This is a genomic window from Aeromonas sp. Y293-4 (assembly GCF_027705905.1).
GTDB classification, from domain to species: domain Bacteria; phylum Pseudomonadota; class Gammaproteobacteria; order Enterobacterales; family Aeromonadaceae; genus Aeromonas; species Aeromonas veronii.
Map to the genome: position 1 here is coordinate 15,545 of NZ_JAPDCI010000007.1, position 23,739 is coordinate 39,283.

General features: G+C 57.0%; 18 protein-coding genes. 15 read left to right on the top strand and 3 right to left on the bottom strand.

Features of this window, described 5'->3' with window-relative positions; all coding sequences use genetic code 11:
• Position 1: 1 nt before the first annotated feature.
• A complete protein-coding gene (ccoN, locus tag OKC31_RS09620; RefSeq protein WP_005336616.1) occupies positions 2–1,426 on the bottom strand; it encodes a cytochrome-c oxidase, cbb3-type subunit I in 1,425 nt (474 codons plus the stop codon).
• A 281-nt stretch (positions 1,427–1,707) separates the two neighbouring features.
• Here ccoN and OKC31_RS09625 point away from each other — a divergent pair, with 281 nt between their 5' ends.
• The 15 genes from OKC31_RS09625 to rmf all read left to right on the top strand — a co-directional run bounded on the left by OKC31_RS09625 (position 1,708) and on the right by rmf (position 21,040).
• On the top strand, positions 1,708–2,169 hold the full coding sequence (locus OKC31_RS09625; RefSeq protein WP_270656816.1) for a hypothetical protein: 462 nt from the start codon (positions 1,708–1,710) through the stop codon (positions 2,167–2,169).
• A 93-nt stretch (positions 2,170–2,262) separates the two neighbouring features.
• Positions 2,263–2,721: a GAF domain-containing protein gene (locus OKC31_RS09630; protein ID WP_128835707.1), complete on the top strand. Its 459-nt coding sequence runs from the start codon at positions 2,263–2,265 to the stop codon at positions 2,719–2,721.
• Positions 2,722–2,823: 102 nt separating this feature from the next.
• On the top strand, positions 2,824–3,462 hold the full coding sequence (proQ, locus tag OKC31_RS09635; protein WP_005351923.1) for an RNA chaperone ProQ: 639 nt from the start codon (positions 2,824–2,826) through the stop codon (positions 3,460–3,462).
• A gap of 8 nt (positions 3,463–3,470) precedes the next feature.
• Entirely contained in the window at positions 3,471–5,486 is a 2,016-nt protein-coding gene (gene prc, locus OKC31_RS09640) for a carboxy terminal-processing peptidase (RefSeq protein WP_127005597.1), read from the top strand.
• A 144-nt stretch (positions 5,487–5,630) separates the two neighbouring features.
• On the top strand, positions 5,631–8,255 hold the full coding sequence (pepN, locus tag OKC31_RS09645; RefSeq protein WP_270656819.1) for an aminopeptidase N: 2,625 nt from the start codon (positions 5,631–5,633) through the stop codon (positions 8,253–8,255).
• 71 nt (positions 8,256–8,326) lie between these two features.
• Positions 8,327–8,548: a DUF2835 domain-containing protein gene (locus OKC31_RS09650; RefSeq protein ID WP_042023382.1), complete on the top strand. Its 222-nt coding sequence runs from the start codon at positions 8,327–8,329 to the stop codon at positions 8,546–8,548.
• A 278-nt stretch (positions 8,549–8,826) separates the two neighbouring features.
• Positions 8,827–13,665 carry an NAD-glutamate dehydrogenase gene (locus OKC31_RS09655; protein WP_270656820.1) on the top strand — a complete coding sequence of 1,613 codons (4,839 nt, stop codon included), beginning with the start codon at positions 8,827–8,829 and terminating at the stop codon, positions 13,663–13,665.
• A 77-nt stretch (positions 13,666–13,742) separates the two neighbouring features.
• A complete protein-coding gene (gene pyrD / locus OKC31_RS09660) occupies positions 13,743–14,753 on the top strand; it encodes a quinone-dependent dihydroorotate dehydrogenase (RefSeq protein WP_270656822.1) in 1,011 nt (336 codons plus the stop codon).
• 90 nt (positions 14,754–14,843) lie between these two features.
• The gene (locus tag OKC31_RS09665) at positions 14,844–15,380 is read left to right on the top strand and encodes a cell division protein ZapC (RefSeq protein ID WP_270656823.1); all 537 of its coding nucleotides are present in this window, start codon (positions 14,844–14,846) and stop codon (positions 15,378–15,380) included.
• Between the two features lie 380 nt (positions 15,381–15,760).
• Positions 15,761–16,024: a type B 50S ribosomal protein L31 gene (locus OKC31_RS09670; RefSeq protein WP_005336598.1), complete on the top strand. Its 264-nt coding sequence runs from the start codon at positions 15,761–15,763 to the stop codon at positions 16,022–16,024.
• Positions 16,025–16,150 (top strand): type B 50S ribosomal protein L36, encoded by a 126-nt coding sequence (gene ykgO / locus OKC31_RS09675; protein ID WP_005336596.1) that lies wholly within the window; start codon positions 16,025–16,027, stop codon positions 16,148–16,150.
• 139 nt (positions 16,151–16,289) lie between these two features.
• A complete protein-coding gene (gene rlmKL / locus OKC31_RS09680; protein ID WP_270656824.1) occupies positions 16,290–18,485 on the top strand; it encodes a bifunctional 23S rRNA (guanine(2069)-N(7))-methyltransferase RlmK/23S rRNA (guanine(2445)-N(2))-methyltransferase RlmL in 2,196 nt (731 codons plus the stop codon).
• Positions 18,485–18,715, top strand: a complete 231-nt coding sequence (locus OKC31_RS09685; protein WP_247822791.1) for a glutaredoxin family protein — start codon at positions 18,485–18,487, stop codon at positions 18,713–18,715. Before rlmKL ends, OKC31_RS09685 begins: the two co-directional genes overlap by 1 nt.
• Positions 18,716–18,788: 73 nt before the next feature.
• Entirely contained in the window at positions 18,789–20,702 is a 1,914-nt protein-coding gene (uup, locus tag OKC31_RS09690; protein WP_270656825.1) for an ATP-binding cassette ATPase Uup, read from the top strand.
• A gap of 158 nt (positions 20,703–20,860) precedes the next feature.
• The gene (gene rmf / locus OKC31_RS09695) at positions 20,861–21,040 is read left to right on the top strand and encodes a ribosome modulation factor (protein WP_005315693.1); all 180 of its coding nucleotides are present in this window, start codon (positions 20,861–20,863) and stop codon (positions 21,038–21,040) included.
• An 84-nt stretch (positions 21,041–21,124) separates the two neighbouring features.
• Here rmf and fabA read toward each other — a convergent pair whose 3' ends face one another.
• Both fabA and OKC31_RS09705 read right to left on the bottom strand, forming a co-directional pair.
• Positions 21,125–21,685, bottom strand: a complete 561-nt coding sequence (gene fabA / locus OKC31_RS09700) for a 3-hydroxyacyl-[acyl-carrier-protein] dehydratase FabA (RefSeq protein ID WP_005336586.1) — start codon at positions 21,683–21,685, stop codon at positions 21,125–21,127.
• Between the two features lie 77 nt (positions 21,686–21,762).
• Positions 21,763–23,739 (bottom strand): Lon protease family protein, encoded by a 1,977-nt coding sequence (locus OKC31_RS09705; protein ID WP_069554855.1) that lies wholly within the window; start codon positions 23,737–23,739, stop codon positions 21,763–21,765.

The following is a 23,739-nucleotide window of genomic DNA, read 5'->3' on the forward strand; positions in this document are numbered from 1 at the left end:
ATCATGCTGGCTGGGCGACAGGTTCCAGAGAACCTTTGGGCGCAGTGATGGTGCGATAGGCGTTGTAAGCCATCAGCAACATGCCGGTGACGAAGAAGCAGCCACCCAGGAAGCGCACGAAATAGAAGGGATAGGATGCCTGCAACGCTTCAACGAAGCTGTAGGTCAGGGTGCCGTCTTCGTTGACTGCACGCCACATCAGGCCCTGCATCACGCCGGAAATCCACATGGCAACGATGTAGAGCACTGTGCCCACGGTCGCCAGCCAGAAGTGAACGTTGATCAGCTTGACGCTGTACATCCGGCCCTGGCCGAACAGGTTCGGGATCAGATGGTAAACCGCACCGATGGAGACCATGGCAACCCAGCCCAGCGCACCGGAGTGCACGTGACCAACGGTCCAGTCGGTGTAGTGGGAGAGGGCGTTGACGGTTTTGATCGCCATCATCGGGCCTTCGAAGGTCGACATGCCGTAGAAAGAGAGGGAGACGATCAGGAAGCGCAGGATAGGGTCATAACGCAGTTTGTGCCAGGCACCGGAGAGAGTCATGATGCCGTTGATCATACCGCCCCAGGAGGGTACGAACAGGATCAGGGACATCACCATGCCCAGTGACTGAGCCCAGTCAGGCAGTGCGGTGTAGTGCAGGTGATGCGGACCTGCCCAGATATAGAGGGAGATCAACGCCCAGAAGTGCACGATGGAGAGGCGATAGGAGTAAACCGGACGACCGGCCTGCTTGGGCACGAAGTAGTACATCATCCCCAGGAAGCCGGCGGTCAGCAGGAAGCCTACCGCGTTGTGGCCATACCACCACTGCACCATGGCGTCCATGGCGCCGGAGTACATGGAGTAGGACTTCATGCCGGAGAGCGGCACTTCCATGTTGTTGACAATGTGCAGCACCGCAACGGTGATGATGAAGGCGCCGAAGAACCAGTTCGCCACATAGATGTGGGAGGTGGTGCGTTTCATCAGGGTGCCGAAGAAGACGATGGCATAGGCGACCCATACCACAGTGATGGCGATATCAATCGGCCACTCAAGCTCGGCATACTCTTTGGCAGAGGTGTAACCCAGCGGCAGAGAGATGGCGGCAGAGAGGATGATCGCTTGCCAGCCCCAGAAGACGAAGGTTGCCAGCGGGCCACCAAACAGTCTGGTTTGACAGGTGCGCTGCACCACGTAGAACGAGGTGGCCATCAGTGCACTGACGCCGAAGGCGAAGATCACTGCGTTGGTATGGAGGGGCCGCAGACGACTGTAAGTCAGCCACGGGGTCTCGAAGTTGAGGGCAGGCCAGATCAACTGGGCTGCGATCAGTACGCCAACCGACATGCCGACAATTCCCCAGACAATCGTCATGACGGTAAACTGGCGAACAACGGTGTAGTTGTACTCAGGATGGTTAGTTGTATGGCTCATCGTTATATTCCGCTTCCGATGCTGCTGTTGTTTGGTTTTGTATCCGGAGAACCGGACTGGCTTCATCAGCCACCGCCGACCAGTTGTTAACATCTGTTAACGAAAGGAAAAGCAAAAGATGGCTAAATGAAAACTGCATGGGAATGATACTGAAGTGACAGGTAAAATAACAGTATAAACAGTGATATATTTGGCTCCGTCCGGTCTCGATATGGCAGTTTTTTACCTTGTTCGAGATCACAAAAAACTATTTTAATTGCATCTTAATCGGGCTGTTTTTGATGAAAGAGAGACTTACCGCACGTAAAGTTTTGCACCTCGTACTGGTATTGGCGCTGTTATTGGCGCTGATGGCCTATCGCACCTGGTTTTCGGCCGATAACAGCGTCTCTGTTGACCAGAAAAAAGATCAGATTTGTGATCTTTCCCACACCCCTTGCAGCGCGCTGATTGGTGACAAGCCACTGACGGTCGGCATCAAGGAATTACCGCTGCGCGCCGAACATGACTTTGCCATCGCTATTACCGGCGGCGATCCGGCCATCAAGCCGATGAAAGCGACACTCGAAGGCAAAGATATGTTTATGGGCACCATTCCGGTGAGCTTTGAACAAATAGACGGACAGTGGCAGGGGGTGACCCAGGTGGGGAGCTGTACATCACCCGTCATGATCTGGTTGTTAAATATCGAGTGGAGTAATGGTCAACGCCAGCAATTGGCGCTTTCCGTTGCCCGGGAATAATGGCGCAAGAGGTGGGGAGTGGAAAAAATATTTGAAATTTCCCGGCCAGGCGTTACCTTCCCCAAACCATCAGGGAGTGAAGTTCATTTAATCATGATTGAAAAACAACCGTTTTATCGCACCCTCAACCAGCAGGCCAAGGCGCTGCTGGAGGGGGAAACCGATCTGATTGCCAATCTGGCCAACCTCTCCGCGCTGCTGAATCAGGAGCTGGAGGAGATCAACTGGGTCGGTTTTTATCTGTTGCAGGGCGAGACCCTGGTATTGGGGCCATTTCAGGGCAAACCGGCCTGTGTGCGGATCCCGGTCGGCCGTGGGGTGTGTGGTACGGCAGTGGCAGAGGGGAAAACCCAGCTCATTGACGATGTCCACCAGTTCGACGGTCACATCGCTTGTGATGGCGCGAGCAACTCGGAAATCGTGATCCCGTTGCGCCGTGGTGGCGAGATCATCGGGGTACTCGATATCGACAGTCCGATTTTTAACCGTTTCGACCAGCAAGACCGGATTGGCCTCGAAGAAACGGTGCAAATTTTGGAAAGCATGCTCTAAGTCATTGCTAGATGGTTCGCAAAAGGCCCCAAGCTCTCTATAATGGGGCCTTTGTTGTGCTCGGGACGTGCCCGTGCGTTTATATGAAAGCCAAGGTTATACATGGAAAACACTGAGAAGCTGAAGAACAGTAAAGAGATCGTTGCCTACCTGGTCGAGAAATTCCCGGCCTGCTTCGTTGCTGAAGGAGAGGCCAAGCCGCTCAAGATTGGCATCTTCCAGGATTTGGCCGAGCGTCTTGCTGACGATGCCAGAGTCTCCAAGACCATGCTGCGTTCCGCACTGCGTCAATACACCTCCAGCTGGCGCTACCTGCACGGTCTCAAAGCTGGTCAGGCTCGCGTTGATCTGGATGGCAACCCGGGCGAACTGCTGACCGAAGAGCACATCGAGCACGCCAAGCAAGCTCTGAAAGAGAGCAAAGAGCGCGTATTCGCCAGCCGTCGTACCAATACCAAAGAGAAGGATGAGAAGGCCAAGAAGCCCCGTCGTCCTGCTGTGCGCAAAACCGAGAAAGCTGATGTAGCTGCCAAGCCGAAAGCTGCCGCCAAGGCACCGGTCGCTGACGCTCCGCTGGTTAAAGTGGATGCCGCTACGCTGAAAGTGGGCCAGGATGTGCGCGTCGTTATGGGTAAATTCCCGGTTCCGGCAACCATCAAGGAAGTAACCAAGGACGATGTACAGGTCCAACTGCAGACCGGCATGATGGTGCGGGTCAAATCAGAGCACTTGGTTCTCTAAGGAGACAAATGTTGAAGCATGGCGTAATTCGTTTTTCCCTCGTTGCCTGTAGCCTGGCGCTTGCCGGGCTTGCACAGGCCATCGAGCCGGTGCTCAAGGAGAGTGATTTGCCTGTGTTGGCTCAAGAGAGCCAACATGCTACGGCCAGCAAGCGAATTACCAATCTGTTTACCCGCTCGCACTACAAACAGTTCAAGCTGGACGATGCCTTTTCCTCCGTGATTTTCGATAAATATCTGGAGAATCTGGACTACAGCCGCAACCTGTTTTTGGCCTCTGATATCAGCCGTTTTGAAAAGTACCGTAACGGTTTTGACACCGACCTCGAAAGAGGCCGTCTGGCTCCCGCCTACGAGATGTTCAACCTGAGTCAGCAGCGGCGTTATGAGCGGTTCGAATACGCCCTCAAACTGCTTGATACTCCTTTCGATTTTACCCAGACCGACAACTATGTGTTTGATCGGGAAGGGGCGGCTTGGCCCAAAGATGAAGCAGAGCTCAACGAGCTGTGGCGTCAGCGGGTCAAGTTCGATGCCCTGAGTCTCAAGCTCAGCGGCAAGGAGTGGCCCGAGATCAAGGAGCTGCTTGGCAAGCGTTACAACAACGCCATCAAGCGGATGTCCCAGACCGAGAGCGAGGATGTCTTCCAGCTCTTCATGAACTCCTTCGCTCGCGCCATCGAACCGCACACCAGTTACCTCTCACCACGCAGTGCCGATCGTTTCAACACCGAGATGAACCTCTCGTTGGAGGGGATTGGTGCCGTGTTGCAGGCGGAAGATGACTTTACCGTCATCCGTTCTCTGGTGCCCGGTGGCCCGGCTGCCAAATCCAACCACCTCAAACCCGATGACAAGATCACCGGGGTGGGGCAGGAAGATGGCAAGATTGTCGATGTGATCGGCTGGCGTCTTGATGACGTGGTCGAGCTCATCAAGGGGCCCAAGGGGAGCAAGGTCAAGCTGGAGATCCAGCGCGGCAAGGGGGCAACCGCCAAGACCGAGCAGATCGAGCTGACCCGCGACAAGGTGCGCCTTGAAGACCGGGCTGCCAAGTCCAAGGTGATTAACGCCGAAGGCAAGAAGATTGGCGTCATCGAGATCCCGAGTTTCTACGTCAATCTGCACGATGACGTGATCAAGGAGCTCTCCAGCCTGAACAAGAAGAAGATCGATGGCTTGATCATTGATCTGCGCGGTAATGGCGGCGGCGCCCTGACTGAAGCTTCCGCCCTCAGCGGTCTCTTCTTTGCCAGCGGTCCCGTGGTGCAAATTCGTGATCACATGGGCCGTATCACGGTCAATGGCGATGACGATGGCAACGTCTACTACGGCGGCCCGATGTCGGTGATGATAGACCGCTACAGTGCCTCGGCCTCCGAGATCTTCGCTGCCGCCATGCAGGATTATGGCCGCGCGTTGATTCTGGGTGAAAACTCGTTCGGCAAGGGGACGGTGCAGCAGCATCGCAGTCTCGCCAAGGTCTATGACTTCTACGAGCAGCCGCTCGGTCACGTGCAGTACACCATCGCCAAGTTCTACCGGATCGACGGTGGCAGCACCCAGAACAAGGGCGTTGCGCCGGATATCAGCTTCCCGACACCGGTTGCTCCGGAAGAGACGGGCGAAAGCCGTGAGTTCAATGCGTTGCCGTGGGACAAAATTGCCTCCGCTAACTACGAGAAACTCGGCAACTTCGCCAGCCTGCTGCCCAAGTTGCAGGCGGCGCACGATGCCCGGATCGCCAAGGATCCCGAGTTTGCCTATGTGATGCAGGACATCGCCGACTACAAGGAGGAGAAAGACAAGAAGTCGGTCTCCCTCAACGAGGCGGAGCGTGTTGCAGAGCAGGCGAAACAGGATGAGAAAGCGCTCAAACGTACCAACGAGCGTCTGGCACGTCTTGGCAAGCCGGCGGTGAAGAGTCTGGATGAACTGCCCGCTGATTTCGAAGCGCCCGATGAGTATCTCATCGAAGCGGCCAATATCACGGCAGATCTGGCCAAGGTCAGCAAACGCAGCTGACAAAGCGGCCTCCAATGCACAAGGGCGACTGCGGTCGCCCTTTCTTTTTGTCTGGCATATCTGACGTAATGCAAATTGTTTGACCCCGCCAGTTGGTTGTGACAGCCTCTTTCTCGCCTTTAACAAGCGTGGAAGCAGACAATAATGACCGATCACTCCCAGGCCATGACGGCCAAATATCGCCAGGATTATCAGGCGCCGCTCTACTGGATCGACACCATCGACCTCGATTTCCAACTGCAGGAGCCGCTGACCCAGGTCACCGCCATCACCCGCATTCGTCGCAACGGCGAGCACAATGCGCCGCTCGTCCTCGATGGTGAACAGCTGACCCTCAAGAGTGTTGCCATCGATGGCATTCCCTGTGACCACTACGAGCAAGGCGAGAGCAGTCTGACCCTGTTCAACCTGCCTGCCGAATGTGTACTGACCATCGTCACCCTGCTGGATCCGGCTGCCAACACCGCGCTGGAAGGGCTTTACAAGTCAGGCGATGCCTACTGCACCCAGTGTGAAGCGGAAGGGTTTCGCCGCATCACCTATTATCTGGACCGCCCCGACATTCTGGCGCGCTACAGCACCCGCATTACCGCCGACAAAGCCCAGTTCCCCTTCCTGCTCTCCAATGGCAACAAGGTTGACAGCGGTGATCTGGATGGCGGCCGTCACTTCGTGCAGTGGCAGGATCCTTTCCCCAAACCGAGCTACCTGTTTGCCCTGGTGGCCGGTGATTTCGATGTGGAGCGCAGCCACTACACCACCAAGAGCGGCCGCAAGGTGGCCCTCGAGATCTTCGTCGACAAGGGCAACCTCGATCGCGCCGGTTTTGCCATGGAGAGCCTCATCAACTCCATGCGCTGGGACGAGCAGCGTTTTGGCCTCGAGTATGATCTCGACATCTACATGATCGTTGCGGTGGACTTCTTCAACATGGGCGCCATGGAGAACAAGGGGCTCAACATCTTCAACTCCAAGTTCGTGCTGGCCAATCCGGCCACCGCCACCGATAGCGACTACCACGGCATCGAACGGGTGATCGGCCACGAGTATTTCCACAACTGGACCGGCAACCGCGTCACCTGTCGCGACTGGTTCCAGCTCAGCCTGAAAGAGGGGCTGACGGTATTCCGGGATCAGGAGTTCTCCTCCGATTTGGGCTCCCGCGGCGTCAACCGCATCAACAACGTGCGTACCGTGCGCGGCCCGCAGTTTGCCGAAGATGCCGGCCCCATGGCACACCCGATCCGCCCGGATGTGGTGATCGAGATGAACAACTTCTACACCCTGACCGTCTACGAGAAGGGGTCGGAAGTGATCCGCATGATGCACACCCTGCTGGGGGAAGATGCCTTCCAGGCCGGCATGCGTCTCTACTTCGAGCGTCACGACGGCTCGGCCGCTACGTGCGATGATTTCGTGCAGGCGATGGAGGATGCTTCCGGTGTCGATCTCGGCCGTTTCCGCCGCTGGTACAGCCAGTCCGGCACGCCGGAGCTGACCGTCACTGACGAGTACGATGCCGCCAGCGGTATCTATCGCCTCCATGTGAGCCAGCACACCCCGCCGACTCAGGATCAGCCGCAGAAGCTGCCGCTGCACATTCCCCTCGACATCGAGCTCTATGACCAACAAGGTGCCGTCATTGCGCTGCAATATCAGGGCAAGGCCATCGGCAACGTGCTCGACGTGCTGGAAGCAGAGCAGACCTTCGAATTCGATCAGGTGCCGGTCAAGCCGGTTCCCTCCCTGCTGCGGGACTTCTCCGCGCCGGTCAAGCTGCACTATGACTACAGCGATGAAGCGCTCGCCTTCCTGATGCGCTTTGCCCGCAACGAGTTTGCCCGCTGGGATGCCGCCCAGATGCTGATCAACAAGGCGGTCATCGAAGGGGTGGCACGGGTACAGCACGGGCAGGGGGTTGAGCTCTCCCAGACCCTGCTGGCAGCCTTTGTCGCCATTTTGGACGACAGCGAGCTGGATTTGGCCCTCAAGGCGGAGCTGCTGGCGCTGCCCGGTGAGGCAACCCTGGCCGAGCTGTTCGAGGTTGCTGATATCGACGCCATCCATCAGGTGCGCGGCGCGATCCACATCCGTCTTGCCGAGGCCTTTGGCGCGCGGCTGGCGGCTATCTACCAGAGCCTGCGTCTGAGCGGTTATCAGGTGGTGCACGCCGACATGGCCAAGCGGGCCCTCAAAGGGGTGGTGCTCGGCTATCTGGCGGCGCTGGACTCTGAGCATGCCGATGCGCTGGTGCGCGAGCAGTATGCAACTGCCGACAACATGACCGATACCCTGACAGCGTTGCAGGTGGCCAACGGCTATCTGTTGCCATGCCGCGCTGCACTGCTGGCCGATTTCGAAGGTAAGTGGGCTAAGGATGGACTGGTGCTGGACAACTGGCTGCGGCTGATTGGCAGCAAGCCCGCTGCCGATGTGCTGGGCGAAGTGAAACAGGCGATGAGTCACCCCACCTTCAGCATTCGCAACCCGAACCGGCTGCGGGCGCTGATCGGCAGCTTCGCCATGAGCAATCAGGTGCAGTTCCATGCGGTGGATGGCAGCGGTTACCGCTTCCTGACCGATCTGCTGATCGAGCTCAACGAGGTGAATCCGCAGGTGGCATCTCGCCTCATCACGCCGCTTATCCAGTTCAAGCGACTGGATGAGGCGCGCAAGGCCCTGATCCGCGCCGAGCTGACTCGTCTTGCCAACCTTGAGGGGCTGGCACGGGATCTGTTCGAGAAGGTAAGCAAGGCACTGCAGCAGTAAGTACCGACGGGGCAGGGGCGTGAACGCGCCTGCCCCTCATTGTGTGATTTGCCGTGTGATCAGGAGCAAGCGTGAAGCAGTTTACTTTTCGGCTCTCATTGAGCAGCGACGAGGTGATGCTGATGTATCAGGGCCATGCCAAACGGCTGGTGGTGCGCAGCGAACAGGGGCTGACCCTGGAACTTGGCATAGAAAAAATACGGCCCTTTGTCGCCATTAATGGTGTTCATGGCTACTTTCGGCTGAAAACGCAGGATGATTACCGCTTTATCAGTCTCGAACGCATAAATTAACAAAAATCGAACAGATTACCGACTGTTTATCTGCTTTGCGTCACTATCTATCCGGTAAACTGGCACAAAGGTAGTGGGAATTTCTGTATTTTTGGTTATTTACAAAATTTCTTACAGTTTAAGCCGTGATCTGCACCTTGTTTTTAACATCTCGTTAGCACCTATCCTCGCCTTCCCTTATCCAAGCCATTACACTTCGCAACAACTCTGCACCAGCGGGTAACCAGGGTGGTTGCCTCTGCGTCGGTGGTTAATGTCGTCCGATAAGGAATATAAAAATGGCATTGAAAGACGCCCCTACCTCAGTTCTGCTCGAAAACGTTCTCAGCCTGATCCATCAGAAGTTGCCCAAAAACAGTGCCTCGCTGGTCGAGCGCTTCGTTGCCAAGTTCTACGGCAACATGGCGAGCTCCGATCTGCACGATCGCAATGACAGCGATCTCTACGGTGCGGCCCTGAGCCTGTGGAATGCCCTCAATCAGCGTACCGGCACCGACCCCTACATCCGGGTCTACAATCCCGAGCTGACCCGTCACGGCTGGCAATCGCCCCATACCATCGTCGAGGTGATCCTGCAGGATTCGCCCTTCCTGGTGGACTCCATCCGGATGGCGCTCAAGCGGCTCAATATCACCGCCCACATGATGCTGCACCAACCGCTGCACCTCATTCGTGGCGCGGATGGCAAGATCGGCGCCATTCTGGAGCTCGACAACACCGACGGGCAGACCTCGGTTGAAACAGCATTCCTTATCGAGATCGATCACCTCACCAGCGAGGAGCAGATGGCCGCGCTGGCTACCGAGCTCAACTCGGTGGCCGGGGAAGTGGCGCTGGCAGTCGGCGACTGGCAGCCCATGCTGGCCAAGCTCAATGAGATCATCGACGAACTGCCCAAGCGCAAGCACCCGGTCAGCAAGGAGGAGGTGGCCTCCTGCGTTGCTTTCCTCAAATGGGTGGCTGCCCACAACTTTACCCTGATGGGCTATCGCCGCTACGACGTCAAGGCGGTGGAGGGGGATCACGAGATCCTGCCGCAGGCCAGCTCCAGCCTCGGTCTGATGAAGAACTCCATCAAGGAGGTGGGCCAGCGCCTTGGCAACATGCCGGCCAGCGCCCGTCACGCCGCCCTGAGCTCCGATCTGCTGATCCTCACCAAATCCAACAGCAAGTCCCGGGTACACCGTCCGGCCTATGTGGATTACATCGGCATCAAGCGCTTCGACGAGCATGGCAAGGTGATCGGGGAAGATCGCTTCATCGGCCTTTATGCCTCTTCCATCTACAACACCAGCGCGACCCAGATCCCGCTCATCAGCCATCGCCTCGAGCGCATAATGGCCGCCTCCGGTCACGAGAAGGGCTCCCACGCCTACAAGGCGCTGCTGAACGTATTGGAAACCTATCCCCGTGACGAACTGATCCAGGCCCGCGAAGAGGAGCTGTTGGCTACCGGCCTTGGGGTGCTGGAGATGCAGGAGCGGGACATGCTGCGGCTATTCGTGCGCCGGGATGTCTATGGTCGCTTCTTCTCCTGCATGGTCTATGTCACCAAGGAGCGCTACAACACGGCGCTGCGGATCAAGACCCAGCAAATTTTGCAGAAATATTTTGGCAGCAATGAAGAGGTGGAGTTCAACGTCTACTTCACCGAAGGCGTGCTGGCGCGGACCCACTACATAGTGCGGGTCAACAACAACAACGTGGATGTGGATGTGAACGAAGTACAGAATAACCTGATTGAAGCGGCCCGCAGCTGGGACGACAGACTCGACTCCGTGCTGCTTTCCCATTATGGCGAGGCTCGTGGCAACGAGCTGCGACGCCGTTTTAGCACCGCATTCCCTCGCGCTTACAAGGAGGATGTGCTGCCAGGCTCGGCCGTGGCCGATATCATGGCGCTCGATAACCTGAGCGAAGCCGAGCCGCTGGGGATGCTGTTCTACCGCGCGCAGGAGGAGGAGAACGACCGTCGGGTACGGCTCAAGCTGTTCCATCGCACCGAGCCCATTCACCTCTCCGATGTGCTGCCGATGCTGGAGAACATGGGGCTGCGGGTGATCGGCGAGACCCCGTATCAGGTACGCACTCCGGCTGGCGATCTGTTCTGGATCCTCGACTTCTCCATGTTGCTGCACGGCGAGCAGCCCTTTGATCTGGCCCAGAGCCAGCAGCGCTTCCAGCAGGCGTTTGCCGCCATCTGGAACAAGCAGCTGGAAGATGACGGCTTCAACCGGCTGGTATTGGGGGCGGGCCTCACTGGCCGTCAGGTCTCGGTGCTGCGCGCCTATGCCAAATACATGCGCCAGACCGGCGTCTCCTTCAGCCAGTCCTATATCGAAGAGACCCTGACCCGTTACCCTGATATCGCCCAGCTGCTGTTTACCCTGTTCGAGCAGCGTCTCGACCCGGCTGGCAAGCAGGATGCCAAAGCAGAAGCCAAGTTGCACGAGGAGCTTGCCACCAAGCTGGATCAGGTGGCCAACCTGGACGACGATCGCATCATTCGCCGCTATGTGGAGATGATCGACGCTACTCTGCGCACCAACTACTACCAGCTGGACAAGGCGAGCAACCTCAAGCCCTACATCTCCTTCAAACTGGCTCCCTCCAGCATTACCGACATGCCGCTGCCGCTGCCGAAATTCGAGATCTTCGTCTATTCGCCACGGGTGGAAGGGGTGCATCTGCGCTGGGGCAAGGTAGCCCGTGGCGGCCTGCGCTGGTCCGATCGCAAAGAGGACTTCCGCACCGAAGTGCTGGGTCTGGTGAAAGCCCAGCAGGTGAAGAACACCGTCATCGTGCCGGTGGGGGCCAAGGGCGGTTTCTACTGCAAGCAGATGCCGGTGGGGGCAACCCGCGCCGTCATCCAGGAGGAGGGTAAGGCCTGTTATCGCCTGTTTATTCGTGGCCTGCTCGATGTGACCGACAACATCATCGGCGGCGAGGTGATCCCGCCCAAATCCGTGGTACGCCATGATGAGGATGACTACTACCTGGTGGTCGCCGCCGACAAGGGCACGGCGACCTTCTCCGACATCGCCAACGAAATAAGCCTCGAATACGGTCACTGGCTTGGCGACGCGTTCGCTTCCGGCGGCTCGGTCGGTTACGACCACAAGAAGATGGGCATCACCGCCCGCGGTGCCTGGGAGTCGGTCAAGCGCCACTTCCGCGAGATCGGCGTCAACTGCCAGACCACCGATTTTACCTGCGTGGGGATCGGCGACATGGCGGGGGACGTGTTCGGCAACGGCATGCTGCTCTCCGAGCACACCCGGCTGGTGGGCGCGTTCAACCACATGCACATCTTCGTTGACCCGACCCCAGATGCGGCAAAGAGCTTTGTCGAACGCCAGCGTCTGTTCGATCTGCCGGGTTCCAGCTGGGATGACTACAACCGCGAGCTGATATCACAAGGGGGCGGCATCTTCCTGCGCTCTGCCAAATCCATCAAGCTGAGCCCCGAGATGCAGACCCTGCTCGGCACCGACAAGGCCAGCATGGCCCCGAACGAGCTGATCAAGGCGCTGCTTTGCCTCAATGTCGATCTGCTGTGGAACGGCGGCATCGGCACCTACGTGAAGAGCGCTCGTGAGAGCGATGGGGAAGTGGGCGATCGCAGCAATGACGCATTGCGGGTCAATGGTCGCGATTTGCGGGCCCGCATCGTGGGCGAGGGGGGTAACCTCGGCTTCACCCAGCTCGGTCGGGTGGAGTACGCCAGTCAGGGCGGTCGCATCAACACCGATTTTACCGACAACGTGGGTGGGGTGGATTGCTCCGATAACGAGGTGAACATCAAGATCCTGCTGAACCAGTTGGTGGCGGCAGGGGATCTGACCCTCAAGCAGCGTAACCAGATGCTCTACGAGATGACCGACGACGTGGCGCAGATCGTGATCACCAATGCCTATCGCCAGTCCCAGTCCATCTCGGTCACCAGCTTCCGTGGCTCTGAACAACTCAAAGAGCAGCAGCGCTTTATTCAGGGGCTGGAGCGGGAAGGCAAGCTCGATCGTGCACTGGAGTTCCTGCCATCCGATGAGGAGCTCTCCGAGCGGATGGCGGCAGGGCAGGGGCTGACCCGCCCCGAACTGGCGGTGTTGGTGGCGTACGGCAAGATGGTACTGAAAGAGCAGCTCAACTGCCCGGAAGTGACCGACGAGCCCTTCCTCGCCAACATGCTGGTCACCAGCTTCCCGGCCAAGGTACAGCAGCAGTTTGGTGCCCAGCTGGCCGATCACCCGCTACGCGGCGAGATCATCGCTACCCGGGTTGCCAACATGCTGGTTAACGACATGGGGCTCAACTTCGCCAGCCGGATGAAGGACGAAACTGGTGCCTCGGTCGCCGAAGTGGCCTGCTGCTTTGCCATGGCCCGCGAAGTGTTTGGCATGAACCAGCTGTGGCGCGATATCGAAGGGTGCGACAACCTGGTGGATGCCCAGACTCAGCTCGAGCTGATGTTCTACAGCCGCCGGATCGTGCGCCGTGCCACCCGCTGGTTCCTGCGCGCCCGTAATCGTAGCTGGAGCATCAGCGAGAACATCGCCTTCTTCCGTCCAGCGTTCGAGACCTTAGGAAAGCACCTCTACGAGGTGATGGATGAGAGCGAAGTGGCCGAGCATCGTCAGGCTGTCGCCAAGTGGATGGAAAAACAGGTGCCGGAGGCCATTGCCCGTCAGGTCGCCCATATGAGCAGCCTCTTCTCCAGCCTGGACCTGGCGCAGATTGCCGCGGAGCACAAGACCGATATCCTGCGTGCCGCCAATGTCTACTATCGCCTCGGTGCCAAACTGGATCTGCACTGGTTCCTCGACCAGATCAACCATCAGCCGGTCGGCAACCACTGGCAGGCGATGGCGCGAGCCTCCTTCCGCGAAGATCTGGACTGGCAGCAGCGCAGTCTCACTTCTGTGGTACTGGAAGGGTGCAAAGATCAGGGAGAATGCGCTACCATACTGGCCGACTGGATTTCGGAGCATGAGCAACTCTTGTCCCGTTGGACCCATATGTTGGCCGACTTCAAGACCACCAGTACTCACGAGTTCGCCAAGTTCTCGGTGGCCTTGCGAGAGTTGAACCTGCTCCAGTTGAATTGTCGGGCACTTTAATTGCCAGATTAAGGCATGAGACCGACATTACACCCAAAGCCCCGGCCAGTTGCCGGGGCTTTCTTTAAGGAGCAAAGATGTTGTACCCCATCACCAGGCATTTCCTGTTCAAACTCAATCCGGAACAGGCTCACGATCTCTCCATGAAATATTTGCCCCGCCTTCTCGGTACGCCACTCGATTGTTTCTTCCGCCAGAATTTGCCGAAACGCCCCGTCACTGTCATGGGGCTTTCTTTTGCCAATCCGGTGGGATTGGCGGCCGGTCTGGATAAAGATGGTGAGTGCATTGATGCGCTGGGCGCCATGGGATTTGGCTTTATCGAGGTCGGTACCGTCACCCCCAGACCCCAAAGCGGCAATGACAAGCCCCGCCTGTTCCGGGTTATTCCGGCAGAGGGGATCATCAACCGGATGGGATTCAACAACAAGGGGGTTGATCATCTGGTGGCCAAGGTAAAAGAGGCCAAATATCAGGGGGTCATCGGCATTAATATCGGCAAGAACAAAGATACTCCCATCGAACAGGGTAAGGATGATTACCTGATCTGCATGGACAAGGTTTATGATCACGCCGGTTATATTGCCGTCAATATCTCTTCCCCCAACACTCCGGGTTTGCGTTCGCTGCAATATGGTGAGGCGCTGGATGAATTGCTGGCCGCCCTCAAGGTGCGGCAGCAAGAGCTGGCCGCCCAATATAAAAAGTATGTGCCGCTGGCGGTTAAAATTGCCCCGGATTTAAGCCTTGAAGAAATAGATCAGGTGGCCGCTTCGCTGGTGCGTAATGGCATTGATGGGGTTATCGCCACCAATACCACCCTCGAGCGCGAGATGATTTATGACATGCCCCATGCCGGTGAAGCGGGTGGCTTGAGCGGTCGTCCGCTGCAACACAAGAGTACCGAGGTGATCCGCCATCTGGCCAAGGCGCTCAATGGTGCTCTGCCAATTATCGGGGTGGGTGGTATTGATAGTGCCATGGCCGCCCGTGAAAAATTGGCCGCCGGTGCCAGTCTGGTACAAATTTATAGCGGCTTTATTTATAAAGGGCCGGGGCTGGTCAAAGAGATTGTGACCAATATTTAAGAAATAGATGGCGGAGCCCTTTATTTGACGTTGCTGATTCCCTGCATATGGAATAAAGTCAACTGGTAATTATCAAGTAAGGGTTCCAACATGTTTATCCAACCGACCGATAGCTGGCAATGGCACTATGATGCCCAGAGTGACCGTCTGATGTTGGACCTGTCTGATAACATGTTATTTGCGACCGAGTATAAAGGGCGACAATTGGTGCCCAGTTCGTTTGCAGCCCAGCCTTTTTGTGTCGATGATGCAGCTCTCTATTATCAGTTGATGGATAAAGCAGCCGAACTTGAGTGGAGTATTCCTCATCAGGTTCAGTTGGTGCTTAATGCCATCGCGGTCAGTCGTTTTTATAAACCCCTGATGCCGCAAAGCTGGTTTTTTAGTGAACAGCATCCGCAAGTGATCCCGCAAAACGGTGATCTGGTCCTGATGAATACACCCCATGGTAACGGCGAATTTATGGTCATTGAGGCAGGGGAGCAGGCCAGCGTCTGTTTGAACCTCACAGCCGATCTGGTATTGACCACCAGTAAAACTCTGCCGCGTTTCGGGGTGATCAAGGTGATGAATAACCGGATGAAGCCGCGTATTACCGTGACCGAGCAATATCGTCAGGTCAGTTGATATATTTTCATCAATCGTTTTATCTCTGTGATTACACCGCTGTCTGTTTTTACTGTTGTCACCTCAATCGCGCCTCGTTTCTGATCCTTCATTGATCCGCGAACATCTTGCCCATTCTCATTGATCTTCATGGTTATGGCTCAGCTTCTCTTGAGGCTTGTTACATCCACTTGCACCTTGTGTTCTGACCCATGCAGTATCTTGGTATTCCGTGCTGCAAGCATGGTGCCTTCCTCTTGTTTCGTTCTGCTTGCGTAGTGCCTCCACCTCGCTATCAACACATCACTCACGGCAGCGATTTGCTTCATACGACATTTTATGCTTGAAACGAGAGCTATTCTCACTTACATTTTGTTATAACATAACAAAATGGAGTTGCCATGAAGCCTCATATTCATCCGGATTATCGTTTGGTGCTGTTCCATGACACGGCGGCAGATGCCTTTTTCCTGGTAGGTTCAACCATCAAGAGCGATCGCCGCTATACGTGGCAAGACGGGAAGGAGTATCCCTACGTATCGCTCGATGTTTCCAGCCAGTCGCACTCGTTCTATACCGGCAAGCAGAAGCAGGTATCGAGCGAGGGGAGTGTGGCCCGTTTCAACAAGCGCTTTGGCGCATTTTCAAGCAAGAAGGAGTCCTGAATGCAGGTCGTCTGTTCACTCAAATCCGCACGGGCGCGTCATCCCGATTGTCAGTTGGTGCGCCGTCGGGGCAAATTGTTCGTGATTTGCAAAAGCAATCCCCGTTTCAAGGCTCGCATGAAGTGATCCGCTAAATGATGTCTGGCCCCATGATCTCGCCATCGGGTAGTCATGGGGCCTTTTATCTTTTCACCACCTATCAATCTGTTTCCATCCTGCTGTTTGCGCCGACTTTTTCATGCTCCAGCCCGCCTGATGAGGTATAATGCGGGACTATTTTTATGGGTTCCCCGTGAGCGTGATGAAAGAATTTTTTGCAACCTGCCCCAAGGGGCTGGAAAACCTGTTGGCCGATGAGCTGACCAATCTTGGCGCAGAGCAGGTCCGTGAGACCGTGGCTGGCGTCCATTTCAAAGGCGAACTGGCGATTGGCTACAAGGCCTGCCTGTGGAGCCGTTTTGCTTCCCGCATCGTGCTGGTGCTCTCCGAATTCCAGATGAACGACGATCTGGATCTCTATCTGGGCGCCCACACCATCCCCTGGGAAGAGCACTTCTCCGGTACCTCTACCATCGCGGTGGACTTTACCGGTACCAACCCTGCCATTCGCAATACCCAATATGGCGCGCTGAAGATCAAGGATGCCATCGTTGACCGCTTCACCAAGCGCGGTCACGTGCGTCCGGACGTGGACAAAAAGTCGCCGGATATCCGCATCATGGCGCACCTGGGCAAAGGCAAGGCCAATATCACGCTGGACTTGTCAGGCCCGGCGCTGCACCAGCGTTTCTATCGTCAAGGCACCGGTGAAGCACCGCTCAAAGAGAACCTGGCCTGCGCCATGATTGCCCGTAGTGGCTGGGCCGGTGAGCCCATGATGGACCCGATGTGCGGTTCCGGTACGCTGCTGATCGAAGCGGCCTTTATCGCCGCCGATATGGCGCCAGCTCTGCGCCGCGAGCGCTTCGGTTTCGATCGCTGGCTGCAGCACGATAGCGAGCTGTGGCAGAGCCTGATGATGGAAGCACAAGTGCGCGCCAAACGTGGCATGCAACGTTGCGAAGTAAAATTGTTTGGTTGTGATGCCGACCAGCGTGTGCTGCTCAAAGCCCGTGATAACGCCAAAGCGGCCGGTGTGGCCCACCTCATCACCTTCAAGCAAGCAGATGTCACCAAACTGGAAAACCCGCTGCCGATGCCTGCCCCTGTTGTAGGGGAAGAAGGTCAAGGGGAGGCCCGCCAGGTCGGTATGCTGATCTCCAACCCGCCTTACGGCGAGCGTCTTGGCGAGTTCCCGGCGCTGCTGGAAGTGCATCAGGCCCTTGGCGATGCTCTGCGTCGCAGCTTCCAGGGGTGGAGAGTATCCATTCTTTCTGCCTCACCGGAGCTCTTGAGCTGTCTGCGCCTGCGCGCCGACAAGCAATATCGCCTGTTCAACGGCGCCCTCGAGTGTCAGCTGCGCAATTATCAAATCGCACTGGACTCCGTGGCCTCGCAAAAAGAAGTCGCACAGGACTTTGCCAACCGTCTGCGCAAGAATCTGAAAACCCTCGAGAAGTGGGCCAACAAAGAGGGCATCGATTGCTATCGCATCTACGATGCCGACTTGCCAGAATACAACGCTGCCATCGACCGCTATCAGGACTACCTGGTGGTGCAAGAGTATGCCGCGCCCAAGGACATCCCCGCCCAGAAAACCCGTCAACGTCTGCTCGACATGGTTCAGGCCGCCATCAAGGTGACCGGCATGGATGGCGAGAAGGTGATCCTGAAGGTGCGTGAGCGTCAGGAAGGCAAACAGCAGTATCAGAAGCTCTCCGAAGAGCAGCACCGGATGGAAGTGCAGGAGTACGGTGCCCGCCTGTGGGTCAACCTATACGACTATCTGGATACCGGCCTGTTCCTCGACCATCGTCAGACTCGCCGCATGCTGGGTCAGATGGCCAAGGGCAAGCGCTTCCTGAACCTGTTTGCCTACACCGGCAGTGCCACCGTGCACGCAGGTCTTGGCGGTGCCAGCGAGACCACCACAGTGGACATGTCCCACACCTACCTGAACTGGGCGCAGGACAACATGCGCCTCAACTCGCTGGTGGGCCGTCAGCACAAGTTTGTCCAGGCAGATTGCCTGAAGTGGTTGTCTGAAGCCGATGAGCAGTACGACCTCATCTTCATCGATCCGCCCACCTTCTCCAACTCCAAGCGGATGGACGAGAGCTTCGACGTACAGCGCGATCACCTGTTGCTGATGCAGCACCTGAAGCGCCTGCTGGCGGCGGACGGCACTCTGGTCTTCTCCAACAACAAGCGTCACTTCAAGATGGATCTGGCCGGTCTAGAGGCCACTGGTCTCAAGGCCCAGAACATCACCCAGAAGACGCGACCGAAGGATTTCGAACGTAACCAGCATATCCACAACTGCTGGATCATCACTCATGCGCCGGAGCAAGGCGAGGCGTGATGCTGACCCTGTTTCATACCGACAGTTGCCACCTGTGCGAGCAGGCCTGGGCGCTGGTGGAGGAGGCAGGCCTTGCCGCTACCACCTGCCAGTGCGACATCATGGATGATGAGCAGTGGCTTGCCGCCTATCGGGTGCGCATTCCGGTGCTGCGTGACGAGGCAGGCCGCGAGCTTGGCTGGCCCTTCACGCTGGTCGAGCTCAAGGGCTGGGCCGCACGTCAGGGGTGAGCGTGATTTGACGATAAAACGGGGGCAGACCCAGTCTGCTGCCCGTTTTTTTCATATGAAATAAGGAACATACATGGCTCTTTTAACATTGCACGGCGCATGTCTGTCGTTCAGTGATTTCCCGCTGCTCGACAATGCCGAATTGACCATCGAGCGGGGCGAGCGCCTCTGCCTGGTTGGCCGCAACGGGGCGGGCAAGTCCACTCTGATGAAGGTCATTGCCAGCGAATTGCCGCTGGACGACGGGCGTCTGGTGCTGCAGCAAGATTTGAAAGTGACCCGCCTTGAGCAGGATCCGCCTGCTTCCAGCGAGCTGACGGTGTTTGACTATGCCGCCGAAGGGCTGGCAGGGGTGGGGGAGCTGCTCAAGCAGTACCACCACATCTCCATGGAGCTGGCGAGCGATCCGTCAGACGCCAACATTCGCAAGATGAGCGAGTTGCAAGAGCAGCTCGATTATCAGAACGGCTGGCAGTTCGAGACCCGCATCAGTCAGGTGTTGACCCTGCTTGGTCTTGATTCTGACGTGACCCTCGACAGTCTCTCCGGTGGCTGGCTACGCAAAGTGGCGCTGGCCCGTGCGCTGGCTTGCGATCCCGACTTGTTGCTGCTCGATGAGCCGACCAACCACCTGGATATCGAGGCCATCAACTGGCTGGAAGATTTCCTCAAGGATTTTCGCGGCGCCATCGTCTTTATCTCTCACGATCGGGAATTCATCCACAAGCTGGCCACCCGGATCATCGATCTCGATCGCGGCGCCATCACCTCCTGGCCGGGCAACTACGACGAGTATCTGCAGGGGAAAGAGGAGTGGCTGCGGGTCGAAGAGCTGAAAAATGCCGAGTTCGACCGCAAGCTGGCGCAGGAAGAGGTGTGGGTGCGTCAGGGTATCAAGGCTCGCCGTACCCGTAACGAAGGCCGAGTGCGCGCCCTTGAGGCGATGCGGATGGAGCGTTCCCAGCGCCGCGAGCTGCAGGGCAAGGCCAAGCTGCAACTGGACGAGGTCAATCGCTCCGGCAAGCTGGTGTTCGAGACCGAAGGGCTGGGGCTGGATTTTGGCGATCGCACCCTGTTCAAGGGGCTCGATCTGCAAGTGCTGCGTGGCGACAAGATTGCGCTGGTCGGCCCCAATGGCTGCGGCAAATCGACCCTGATCAAGCTGTTGCTGGGTCAGCTTGAGCCGACCCGTGGCACCGTCAAGGGGGGCACCAATCTGGAGGTGGCTTACTTCGATCAGTACCGCGAGCAGCTCGATCCCGAGCAGACAGTGGTGGACAACGTGGGGGAGGGTAAGCAGGAGGTGATGGTGCGTGGCCGCTCCCGTCACATTCTTGGTTACCTGCAGGACTTCCTGTTCGAGCCCAAGCGGGCCCGTACGCCGGTCAAGGCGCTCTCCGGTGGCGAGAAGAACCGGCTGCTGCTGGCCAAGCTGTTCCTCAAGCCCAGCAACCTGCTGATCCTCGATGAACCGACCAACGATCTGGATGTGGAAACCCTGGAGCTGCTCGAAGAGCTGCTTTCCGACTACCCCGGCACCCTGCTGCTGGTCAGTCACGATCGTCGCTTCATCGACAACACAGTGACCGGCTGCTGGCTGTTTGAAGGGGATGGCCGCATCAGCGATTACGTGGGCGGTTATGCCGACATGATGGCGACCCGCGAACAGCAGAATGCCCAGCAACAGGCCAGGAGTGCACCGGTCAAGGCGCCCGAGCCGGTCGTTGCCGCCGCGCCAGAAGCGCCGAAGAAAAGCAAGAAGCTCTCCTACAAGCTGCAGCTTGAACTGGAAGGGTTGCCCGCTCGTCTCGAACAGCTGGAAGCCGAGTTGGATGCGCTGCAAAGCGAAATCAACCAGCCCGGTTTCTTCTCGTTGCCGGCAGATAAAACCCAGCCGAAACTCGATGCGCTCAATGCCGCTGAAGCCGAGCTGGAGCAGGCATTTGCTCGCTGGGAAGAGCTGGAAGGACTCAAAAATCAGGAGTAAGTTCCCTGTAATTAAAACTTAATCCAGTTCAGTGCCTTGTGTCACATAGCCCGGTTAGGGTGGAAGTTTTTGTTTGACCCAGTGCGCTCGCAGGAGTAAAGATGAAAGCGACCGATGCAGAATTGGTCGCTTTTTTTGTTCCACGAAGAGGGTCGTAGATGATGAAGAGACAGAAGCGGGACCGTCTGGAAAGAGCTCGTGCTCGTGGTTATCAGGCTGGCGTGGTCGGCAAACAGAAAGAAGCGTGTCCGTATCAATGCCTGGATGCCCGAGGGCATTGGCTTGGTGGTTGGCGTGACGCCATGGAAGGGCGGGGCTCAGGCCTCTTCATGAAGTAGCAGGTACTTCATCACTCATTACAAAAGGAAAGGGGCCGTTGTGGCCCCTTTGCGTTAATGCTGTTTTACCACCAATCAGAGAGATCAGAATGCGGTGGTATCTTTGAACAGGCCCACTTTCAGGTCGGTGGCGCTGTAGATCGGACGGCCGTCGACTTCGACCACACCATCAGCAATCCCCATCACCAGCTTGCGGTTGATGACGCGCTTGAAGGTGATCTTGTAGGTCACTTTCTTGGCAGTCGGCAGGATCTGGCCGGTGAATTTCACTTCACCTACGCCCAGAGCACGACCCTTGCCGGGGCCACCTTTCCAGCCAAGGAAGAAGCCAACCAGCTGCCACATGGCGTCCAGACCGAGACAGCCAGGCATCACAGGATCACCCGGGAAGTGGCAATCGAAGAACCAGAGATCCGGAGTAATGTCGAGCTCAGCCAGGATCTCGCCCTTGCCGTGTTCGCCGCCGTTGTCATTGATCTTGACGATGCGGTCCATCATCAACATGTTGGGGGCAGGCAGCTGACTGTTACCCTCACCAAACAGTTCGCCACGGCTGCAAGCCAGCAGCTCTTCACGGGTAAAAGAGTTCTTGCCCTGTTCGCACAGGGAAAGGCGGGCTTCCATGGTGGTATTGTCTACGGTCACGCGGTATTTCCTTCAAATGGGTCAAAGCCGGGCCAATTTAGCTTACAGTTGTTCGCTAAACAACTCCGATCACTTCATCAGCGGCCAAACAGGCGCCCCAGCAGGGATTGCAGCAGTCCGACTTTGGCAGTGGAGCCGTTCAACTCGTCCAACCGCTCCTGAATACGGCCAAACAGGGTATCAGGCATATCAGGCTCACCGGCGACACAGCCAGTCAGCAACTCGATGGCCTCTTCCACATGATCCACCGGGTGGATGTGGAACTGGCCTGCTTCAACCGCTGCAATCACCTCGTCAGAGAGGTTTAGCTGCTGGATGTTGGTGCCCGGCAAAATGATCCCTTGCTTGCCGGTGATGCCGTGGATTTTGCACACCCGGAAGAAGCCTTCAATCTTCTCGTTCACGCCACCAACGGCCTGCACATTGCCAAACTGATCGACCGCACCGGTCACGGCGAAGTGCTGATAGATAGGCTGGCGGGCGAGGGCAGAGAGCAGGGCACACAAGCCGGTCAGTGAGGCACTGTCGCCATCAATTTCGTGGTAAGACTGCTCGAACACCAGATTGGCCGACAGGGGGGAGGGGTTCTCTGCACCAAATTTGTTGGAGAGATAGCCGTGGATAATCATCATCGCCTTGGCGTGGATATGACCGGCCAGCTCCGCTTTGCGCTCGATATCCGCCACATCGCCATCACCAAGGTGTACGGTAGCGGTGAGGCGCACCGGCTCGCCGAAGTCATAAGGGTGACCGGAGACCTGAATGACCGACAGGCCGTTGATCTGGCCAATCTCTTCGCCATCGGTTTGCAGCAGGATCTGACCGTCGATAACCCCCTGATCTGACTGCTCAACCAGATAGTTGAGGCGGTAATCCTGCTCCTCCAGTGCGCCACGGATATGCTCGTCGGTGACCACATCAGATTCCAGCTCCCGGGCCAGACTGTCAGCCATCCGCATGATGGCGGAGAGTTGCACTTCGGAGAGCGACAGCCACTCCTGATGGTCACAGAGGCGGCTGGCATGACGACAAAGGGCGGCGAGGGCGGCTGGCGTGAAGTCCAGCAGACTCCAACGCTGGCGCAGCCAAGCCAGGTACTGCAGAAATTCCTGCAGATCCTCTTCAATATTCACCTCTGATACCAGATCCGCGCGCAGGAAGATGCGCTCGGACATATCCCGATCCAGCATCTGGAACTCGGCCACATCGAGTCGGTCACCCACCAGGATCAGCTTGAGCTTGATGGGGGTCGCTTCGGGTGCGAAGAAGGGGGTTAGGGTTTTCCCTTCCTGATAAGCGTTCCAGTCCAGCTCTCCTTTTTGCATGGCATTTTTCAGTTTGAACCAGAGGTGCGGCTGATCCAGCAGCTCGTCCAGTTGCAAAATGAGGTAACCGCCGTTGGCTTCGCGCAGCAGACCGGGCTCCAAAAGGTGCTGGTTGGCATAGACTGAGCCTTGCTCGGTCTGGTAGTTGATGGAGCCAAAAAGGGTATCCCAGTTGAGATCACGGCCATAAATTACCGGCGCTTCCTGCGCTTCGTGGTGGATCAGCAGGTTGATCAGAATGGGGTGCTGGAACTCCAGACCCAATGCCACATGAGCCGCCAGATCGGAGAGGAAATCATCGATTTTCGGATCATTGTTCTGCTTGCGCATGATGCGGGTTACGATCCGTTCGGCATCGAGATGGTGGCTCAACAGCTTGAGCAGCTCGCCAACCATTTCGCAAAACTCAACGCCGGTGCCCGGTTGCAGGCGCAGCCAGATAGGCTTGTAGGGGTTGTTCAGATTCTCGGTGTAGCAGAGATCAAACAGGTCACCGTCCTTGCCATTGGAGTCGGCAATCAACGTTTGGCAAACGCCTTCGTAATCTGCGCCGGGAAACCCGTTGAGCAGCATGACCGGACAGTCACCATCAAAACTGGCAAGACGTTTGATGCCGGAAATGGCTCTGGGTTGCAGCGCAGCAAAGGGGATAGGTTCAAGCTCGCTAAGCTTGGTGAACTGTTCAATCGCAAAAGCGGGTTTTAATTGTTCTGATGTTAATTCAGCCAC

Coding starts and splice junctions, on each gene's coding strand:
- ccoN (WP_005336616.1), bottom strand. CDS start 1,426: ATGAGCCATACAACTAACCATCCTGAGTACAACTACACCGTTGTTCGC.
- OKC31_RS09625 (WP_270656816.1), top strand. CDS start 1,708: ATGAAAGAGAGACTTACCGCACGTAAAGTTTTGCACCTCGTACTGGTA.
- OKC31_RS09630 (WP_128835707.1), top strand. CDS start 2,263: ATGATTGAAAAACAACCGTTTTATCGCACCCTCAACCAGCAGGCCAAG.
- proQ (WP_005351923.1), top strand. CDS start 2,824: ATGGAAAACACTGAGAAGCTGAAGAACAGTAAAGAGATCGTTGCCTAC.
- prc (WP_127005597.1), top strand. CDS start 3,471: ATGTTGAAGCATGGCGTAATTCGTTTTTCCCTCGTTGCCTGTAGCCTG.
- pepN (WP_270656819.1), top strand. CDS start 5,631: ATGACCGATCACTCCCAGGCCATGACGGCCAAATATCGCCAGGATTAT.
- OKC31_RS09655 (WP_270656820.1), top strand. CDS start 8,827: ATGGCATTGAAAGACGCCCCTACCTCAGTTCTGCTCGAAAACGTTCTC.
- pyrD (WP_270656822.1), top strand. CDS start 13,743: ATGTTGTACCCCATCACCAGGCATTTCCTGTTCAAACTCAATCCGGAA.
- OKC31_RS09665 (WP_270656823.1), top strand. CDS start 14,844: ATGTTTATCCAACCGACCGATAGCTGGCAATGGCACTATGATGCCCAG.
- OKC31_RS09670 (WP_005336598.1), top strand. CDS start 15,761: ATGAAGCCTCATATTCATCCGGATTATCGTTTGGTGCTGTTCCATGAC.
- ykgO (WP_005336596.1), top strand. CDS start 16,025: ATGCAGGTCGTCTGTTCACTCAAATCCGCACGGGCGCGTCATCCCGAT.
- rlmKL (WP_270656824.1), top strand. CDS start 16,290: ATGCGGGACTATTTTTATGGGTTCCCCGTGAGCGTGATGAAAGAATTT.
- OKC31_RS09685 (WP_247822791.1), top strand. CDS start 18,485: ATGCTGACCCTGTTTCATACCGACAGTTGCCACCTGTGCGAGCAGGCC.
- uup (WP_270656825.1), top strand. CDS start 18,789: ATGGCTCTTTTAACATTGCACGGCGCATGTCTGTCGTTCAGTGATTTC.
- rmf (WP_005315693.1), top strand. CDS start 20,861: ATGATGAAGAGACAGAAGCGGGACCGTCTGGAAAGAGCTCGTGCTCGT.